This window comes from Paenibacillus sp. 598K (assembly GCF_003851045.1).
Lineage (GTDB): Bacteria > Bacillota > Bacilli > Paenibacillales > Paenibacillaceae > Paenibacillus_D.
Genome location: NZ_BFBX01000070.1, coordinates 60,466 through 66,984, shown reverse-complemented (window position 1 = coordinate 66,984; position 6,519 = coordinate 60,466). Strand labels below are relative to the sequence as shown.

General features: G+C 59.7%; 5 protein-coding genes. 2 read left to right on the top strand and 3 right to left on the bottom strand.

The features are described 5' to 3' along the window. The 3 genes from PA598K_RS20035 to PA598K_RS20025 all read right to left on the bottom strand — a co-directional run. Nucleotides 1-430 (bottom strand): ABC transporter ATP-binding protein (locus tag PA598K_RS20035; RefSeq protein ID WP_148091970.1); only part of this gene is annotated, 430 nt, incomplete at its 3' end. After that, nucleotides 357-2,735, bottom strand: a complete 2,379-nt coding sequence (locus PA598K_RS20030; protein ID WP_128658667.1) for a glycoside hydrolase family 2 protein — start codon at nt 2,733-2,735, stop codon at nt 357-359. The genes PA598K_RS20035 and PA598K_RS20030, both read right to left, overlap by 74 nt. A gap of 26 nt (nt 2,736-2,761) precedes the next feature. Further along, entirely contained in the window at nt 2,762-3,919 is a 1,158-nt protein-coding gene (locus tag PA598K_RS20025) for a cellulase family glycosylhydrolase (protein WP_128658666.1), read from the bottom strand. 167 nt (nt 3,920-4,086) lie between these two features. Between PA598K_RS20025 and PA598K_RS20020 the strand changes: the two genes are divergently transcribed. Together PA598K_RS20020 and PA598K_RS20015 are read left to right on the top strand one after the other, a co-directional pair. After that, a complete protein-coding gene (locus tag PA598K_RS20020; RefSeq protein WP_128658665.1) occupies nt 4,087-5,115 on the top strand; it encodes a LacI family DNA-binding transcriptional regulator in 1,029 nt (342 codons plus the stop codon). Between the two features lie 67 nt (nt 5,116-5,182). Further along, nucleotides 5,183-6,519, top strand: a 1,337-nt coding sequence (locus tag PA598K_RS20015) for an alpha-galactosidase (RefSeq protein ID WP_185602119.1), incomplete at its 3' end; no start/stop codon positions are given.

Here is a 6,519-nt window from a genome sequence, read left to right as displayed (position 1 = left end):
CGCGCTGGCGCTGGCCGCCGGAGAGGTCGGCCGGGCGGCGCGAGAGCAGATGCTCGATCTCCAGCGTGCGGGCGGCCGACTTTACAGTCGAATCGATGACATGCTTTTCGACCTTGCGCAGCCACATGCCGAACGCCATGTTTTCGTACACGTCCATATTGGGATATAGCGCATAGTTTTGGAACACCATCGCGATATCGCGGTTTTTGGGCGGCACATCGTTGATCAGCCGATCGCCGATGTAGATCTCGCCCGAGGTGATCTGCTCCAGACCGGCGATCATCCGCAGCGTCGTCGACTTGCCGCAGCCCGACGGACCGACGAACACCATAAATTCCTTATCTTTAATAGGAAGGCTAATTTCCTTGACCGACAACGGGTCGTTTTTCTTGTATCGCTTCGACACCTGCTTCAGATTCACTTCCGCCATGCGCTTCCCTCCTCCGTCCAGCCGCGCCCTCGGGCAGCGTCAGCTGCTTCATCCAGCCCTTGTAACGCTCCAGCGAGAAGCCGGGGAACCCGAGCAGGTAATGGTTATGATACGTCTCGCCATCGATCGTCCACTCGATCAGGAACATGCGCTGCTCGCTGTGCGATACGCGGACCCGGCCGAGGTCTGCGTTGCCGTTGGCTGCAGCGACGAACTCGCCCTCTAGCAGCGTCTCCCCCGAGTCGGCGTCCCGGATACGATAGCTGCCCGCCCGATCTGCCAGCGTGTCGTTGCTGACGACCGCCCGCACATGCCAGTCGCTCGGCTCGTCGATCATGATGCAGACATCCTGATGCACCCGTTGCAAGTAATGGAACGCCAGCTTCTTGTCGAAGTAATAATCGACCACCGCATCGGAAAATTGCGGCCAGCCGTCGATCATATTCCACCAGACGATACCGGTCCGTCGCCATTTGCGCAGCCGCACCATCTCCACGAAAAACTTCTTGGCCTCTGCCTGAGAGATCTGGGAAGCGATTGCAAAATCGTCCAAGGTGTCCGGAATCTCGCCGAACACTTCCTTGATCTGGTTGGCCATCAGCTCGGTGCGATACGACCAGCAGCCGCCCAGCGCCATCGGATCGGAGCCGTGCAGCGCCCACTGCTCGTTGTGCTGCCAGGGCCAGCGATGCTCGGGCGCGATGAAGCGCTCGATCGACTCGACGCTCGGACAGCCATGGTAGCCGATCTCGCTGACGAAGTGCATCTGGCTCGCCGTATAGTAGCTGCTCTTGTAATAGTCTCGCGGCCCCCACAGATGATCCTCGGGCAGCAGCGCCAGGTTGCGGCGCCGCCATACCTCCTCCGAGACGTAAGGCGAGCTGGCAAGATACGCGCGATGCGGGTCGCATTGGGCGACGATGGCGGGCAGCACCTCGCGCGAGATTCGGTTCAGCCCCGGGTCGATCTGGCGATGGAAGCTGAACATGTCGATCTCGTTGTCGCCGCACCAGAGGATGAGCGACGGATGATTGCGCAGCTTGCGCACGATAAATCGGGCCTCCTGGCGCACCTTCTCATAGAACAGCTCCGTCTGCGGGTAGAGCGCGCATGCGAAGGCGAAGTCCTGCCACACCATCAACCCCTCGCGGTCGCAGCGTTCGAAAAAATCATGATCCTCGTACACGCCGCCGCCCCAGATGCGGACGATGTTGCAGTTCATCTCCGCGAACAGATCGAGCATGCGCGGGATACGCGACTTGTCGCGGCTATGATACATATCTGCAGGCACCCAGTTGGAGCCCTTGCAGAAGATCGGCTCGTCATTGACCTTGAACAGGAACTCGCCGCCCTCGTCTGTCGAGGTCACTGCGCTATGCAGCAGCTCTACCGTGCGGACGCCGAAGGTGTCGCTCCGCGCCGCAATGACCGTATCGCCATGCAGCAGCTCGGTATGCAGCTCATACAGATGGGCCTCGCCGTAGCCCCGGGGCCACCATAGTCTGGCGTCGTCGATCCGCAGATCGATGTGGCCGCTGGAGAAGTTGACGCTGCACCGATGCTCGAACCGGGAGTCGCCGCAGACGCCGACCAGACGCAGCGTCATCTCCCGGAACCATGCCGGGTCCGCCTTCAGATTGTATTGCATGCCGATCAAGGCAGCCGTCCCCTCCAGACGCTTCGTGTAGATGTACGGCGTCATGATCTCGACGTCATCGCGGACGATCAGCTCAACCTCGCGCCACAAGCCTGCCGAGACGGCCCGCGGCATGATGTCCCAGCCGAAGCCGTGCGCCGCCTTGCGGATCCAGAGCTGCGACCAGTTGTAGTCCATCGCCCACATCGACGGATCGTAGTCGTAGCGCATCGCCTCGTAGATCGGCGATTGCAGCCGCACTGCCAGCCGATTGGGGCCATCCTTGCTCAGCAAGCCGTCGACCTCGAAGGTATGAGCGATCAGCATATTGTCGCTGCGGCCAAGCTCCACGCCATTCAACCAATAGGTGGCGATGCAATCGACGCCATGGAACACCAGTTGCTTGCTGCCGGGCTCCTGCGGCGTATCGAACTCGCGGACGTACCACCATTCGTACAGCTCGTAGATCTCCAGCTTCTTGACCGTATCGCCGGTATACGGATCATCGATCAGACCGGCCTCATGCATATCCAGCTCCACATTGCCCGGCACCCGGGCCGTCAGCCTGCGCGCGCCGCTGCCCGCCAGCTGGGCGGGGTGGCTCAGCTCGCTGTCCTTCTGGGGCACATAATACAGCTCCCACTCTCCGTTCAAGCTCCATCTGTTCAAGTGTGGCTCCTCCTCCTGTAACTGCGCTAAGGCTGATAGCCCGCCAGCTTGTACTCCGCATTCCACCGCTGCAGCAGCTCCAGCTGATAGGCCCGCTCATTGGTGCCGGTCACGGTCGTGTCCGGCTGATACTTGTAGTCGTAGACCCAGAGCGCCGACAATGGCACATCCGCTCGCCGCAGCGCTTCTGTCATCTCCTCGATCAACGCTCTGGCCCGGGCAGGATCGACCGTGCCGTCCGTCAGTGTGTCGGGGACGCCGAACTCGCCTATGAACAGCGGCTTGCCGGTCTGCCGCGCTGTCTCCTGCATGAGCCGCAGCAGCTTGTCTGTAGCCCGCTGCTCGCCGAAGCGCTCCGACTCGCTCAGATAATAATGAGCCGACAGCACATCGAACGGGTCGGGACTGTCCCAGGCGAGCATCGCCTGGAATTGCGCCTCTGTGTCGTCTGCGAAGATCCCCTCACGGAGCTGATGCCAGGCCGTCGCGCGCGGGATGCTGCTGCCGCTGATGACGATCCGATGCGGATCATGCTTGCGGACCGTCTCCGCGAACAGCCGGTAGGCCGTGTGCAGCATGTCGCTGCCGAGGTCGTCCTCCGCGCTTCTCGTCTCCGCCGTTCCCATCAAGGGGACGATGGGCGGACGACAATGCTCTGCGTTGGGCAGATCCTGCTCCAGGTTGTATTCGTTGCCGAACTCCCAGCCCCAGATCGCCGGGGACCCGGCATAACGCTGCACCATCTCCGTCGTATATTGCTCCAGAAAGGCGAGCGTGCGACTGCCCGGGACGCCCCAGCAGCTACGCGGCTCGCCCATCAGATCCGGGACGTTGGCGTGGTACCAGAACAGCGACGGCAGCAGGCCGATCTCGAGTCGTTCGGCGGCTGCCACGAAGGCATCCATCCGCTCGTAATACGCAGCCTTGTCTTCGAGATAGAGCCGATTGTCGCTTGGCCAGTACCCGCCGGCCATGAAGCGGATGAACGGCACGCCGTAACGCTTCAGTTCCTCGAATCCGCTTACATAAGATGAATCGGCAGGGTCGGCCAACACTCTGGAAAATCCGTTAAAAAAATTAACTCCAACCCCCTTGTATGGAAGCCCATTTTTTAACAACGTCCCCGTATCGTTCGTGTGCAGTCCAAACTTACTGTTCAAAAGGACATTTTCCACTATTTTCATCTTCTCCCCCCTCTCGATTCGCCAGCTGAAAGTAACCTTGAGTTAATATTATTAGCGTTTTTTTAATAAGTCAAAGGTTAATTTTTTAGTTAATTTTCTCGAAATAATATTGGAAGCTGACGCGCACTATGGTACACTGACAGTACATTGTGGCATTGGAGGATGTTATGGAGAAGAAAGTTACGTTGCACGATATATCGAAGAAAGTCGGCCTCTCGACAGCCGCAGTGTCCAAGGCGCTGCGCGGGCTGGGCGGGATCAGCGCCGAGACGAGACAAGCGGTCATCGACGCTGCGAAGGAGCTGCGCTACCGCCACTTCGCCGAGCCGACAGCAGCTCCTGCCCCGCAAGGAGGGCGCGTGCTGTTCATCGTCGACTCGCGGGTGATGACCGATCCTCATACGATGGCCTCCTACTTTTTTATCGACAAGGCGCTCCAGAGCAGCGGCTGCCAGGCCGTCATGCACGCGATGTCCGCTACCGGCGATGCTCTGGAGCCAGCCATCGTCAAGCAAAAGGACGCCATCGGCCTGTTCCTGTTCGGGCGGATCACTGCCAATAAGGTCGAGCAGCTTGCCGCGCTAGGCAAGCCGATGATTATGCTTGATCACGAGCTGCCCTATTCGGACATCGACTCGGTGATGATCGACCATTACGAGGGCGCCTTTCTCGCGGTCAAGCATTTCGTCCAGCACGGGCATATCCAGATCGGCTATATCGGCGACAGCCGGCTGTCTTCCGGCTTTTTGTCCAGGTACAGAGGGTTTCGCGACGCTTTGGCCTACTGGGGGCTGGAGCTTTCTCCCGAGCATGATTACGACCTGCATTTCACCGATGCCTTTGGGGACATCCATTTCAATACGCTGCCGGAGCAGCTTGATTATGCGAAGCTGCCGAGCGCGTTTTTTTGCGCCAACGATCCGATCGCTTTCGTGCTCAATCACGCCTTGACCGCCAGAGGCATTCGCACGCCGCAGGACGTCTCGATCATCGGGTTCGACAATCTCGACTCCTGTCAGTGGCAGTCGCCGCCGATCAGCTCGATCGATTATTTGCGGGAGGAGATCGCCCACAAGGCCGTAGATTTGTTGCAATGGCGGATCGCCAATCCCGAAGCCCCGCGCAGCAAGCTGCTGCTGAAGCCGCGTCTCGTCGTCCGGGAATCAGTCGTCTTGAAGCAATCGACAAATAGATAGACATCTCTATATTTTTGTGTACAATTATTAATTAAGGTATACAATTTAAAATGGTGGGTGGCTATTCATGATACGATCCGATATGCAGCTGGCGTTGTCTCTTTTTCCGATGACTGATCCCGGGCAATTTCCCATCTCCTTCACGTACGACGGACGTTTGATCCGAGGCATCCCGGCCTCCTTTTCCACCGAGCGGACGACCCGCTTGATCGACGCCAACCTGCGGCAGACCGTCGTCACGGCCGAGGATGACCGAGGTCTCCGCATCGTCGTCGAGCATCTGCAATATCTGGACTTCCCCGTGACGGAATGGGTGGCCTACGCGACCAATACGAGCCGGGAGCGCTCCGGCATCGTGTCCGACCTGCGCATCATCGACGGCGTGCTGCCGCATGCGGACGCCCGGATCGTGTACAGCAACGGCGACACGATGAACGCCTCGGGCTATGAATTTTACGAACGGAGGCTTGGCGCCGAGGCGCTCCGGCTCACCCCGGACGACGGAACGTCCTGCAACGGAGCCTCCCCTTACATGAAGCTGTTGTACGAGGGCTTCGGCGTCTGTATCGGCATCGGCTGGCCGGGTAAATGGGCCGCATCCTTGCAAGCGGTTCCAAACGGAGTAGCGATCGCTATCGGCCAGGACCGTATGCATATGTATCTGAACCCCGGCGAGACAATGCGGACGCCGCGCGTCAATTTCCTTGGTTATGTCGGCGACGAGGCGTATGGTCGCAATGTGTGGCGACGTTGGTACAGGCAGCATATCTTGCCCCGCGAGCATGGCCGACCGCTGCCGCCCAAGCTCTGTCTGCATGACTGGCGTCCCGACGGCACCGAGTTCACCGCAGCGACGGAGGACAAGCAACTGCATGCTCTGGAACGCTATATCGATCGCGGCATGAAGCCCGACATCTGGTGGTTCGACGCCGGGTGGTATGCTTGCGACGGGTTCTGGCCCTACACCGGCACATGGACGCATGACGAGCAGCGCTTCCCGCGCGGACTGGCGCCGATCGGACAGCGCTGCGAGGAGCTGGACATCCAGTTCCTGCTCTGGTTCGAGCCGGAGCGCGTGCAGGCGGGCACGCATCTGGACACGGAACACTCCGACTGGCTGCTCTATCCTGCCGACCCGCAGGACGTCAATCGCGTCCTGAACTATGCGAAACCTGAGGCGTTGCAATGGACGATCGAGCATGTCGACCAGTTGATCAAGCGCTACAACGTCCATATTTATCGGCAGGATTTGAATTTCGATCCGATGCTATTCTGGCGGGCGCACGAGGCCGCGGACCGGATCGGCGCGATCGAGAATCTGCATATCCAGGGCTACCTGACCTTCTGGGACGAGATCATCCGCCGCAATCCCGGACTATGGATCGACTCCTGCGCGGCAGGGGG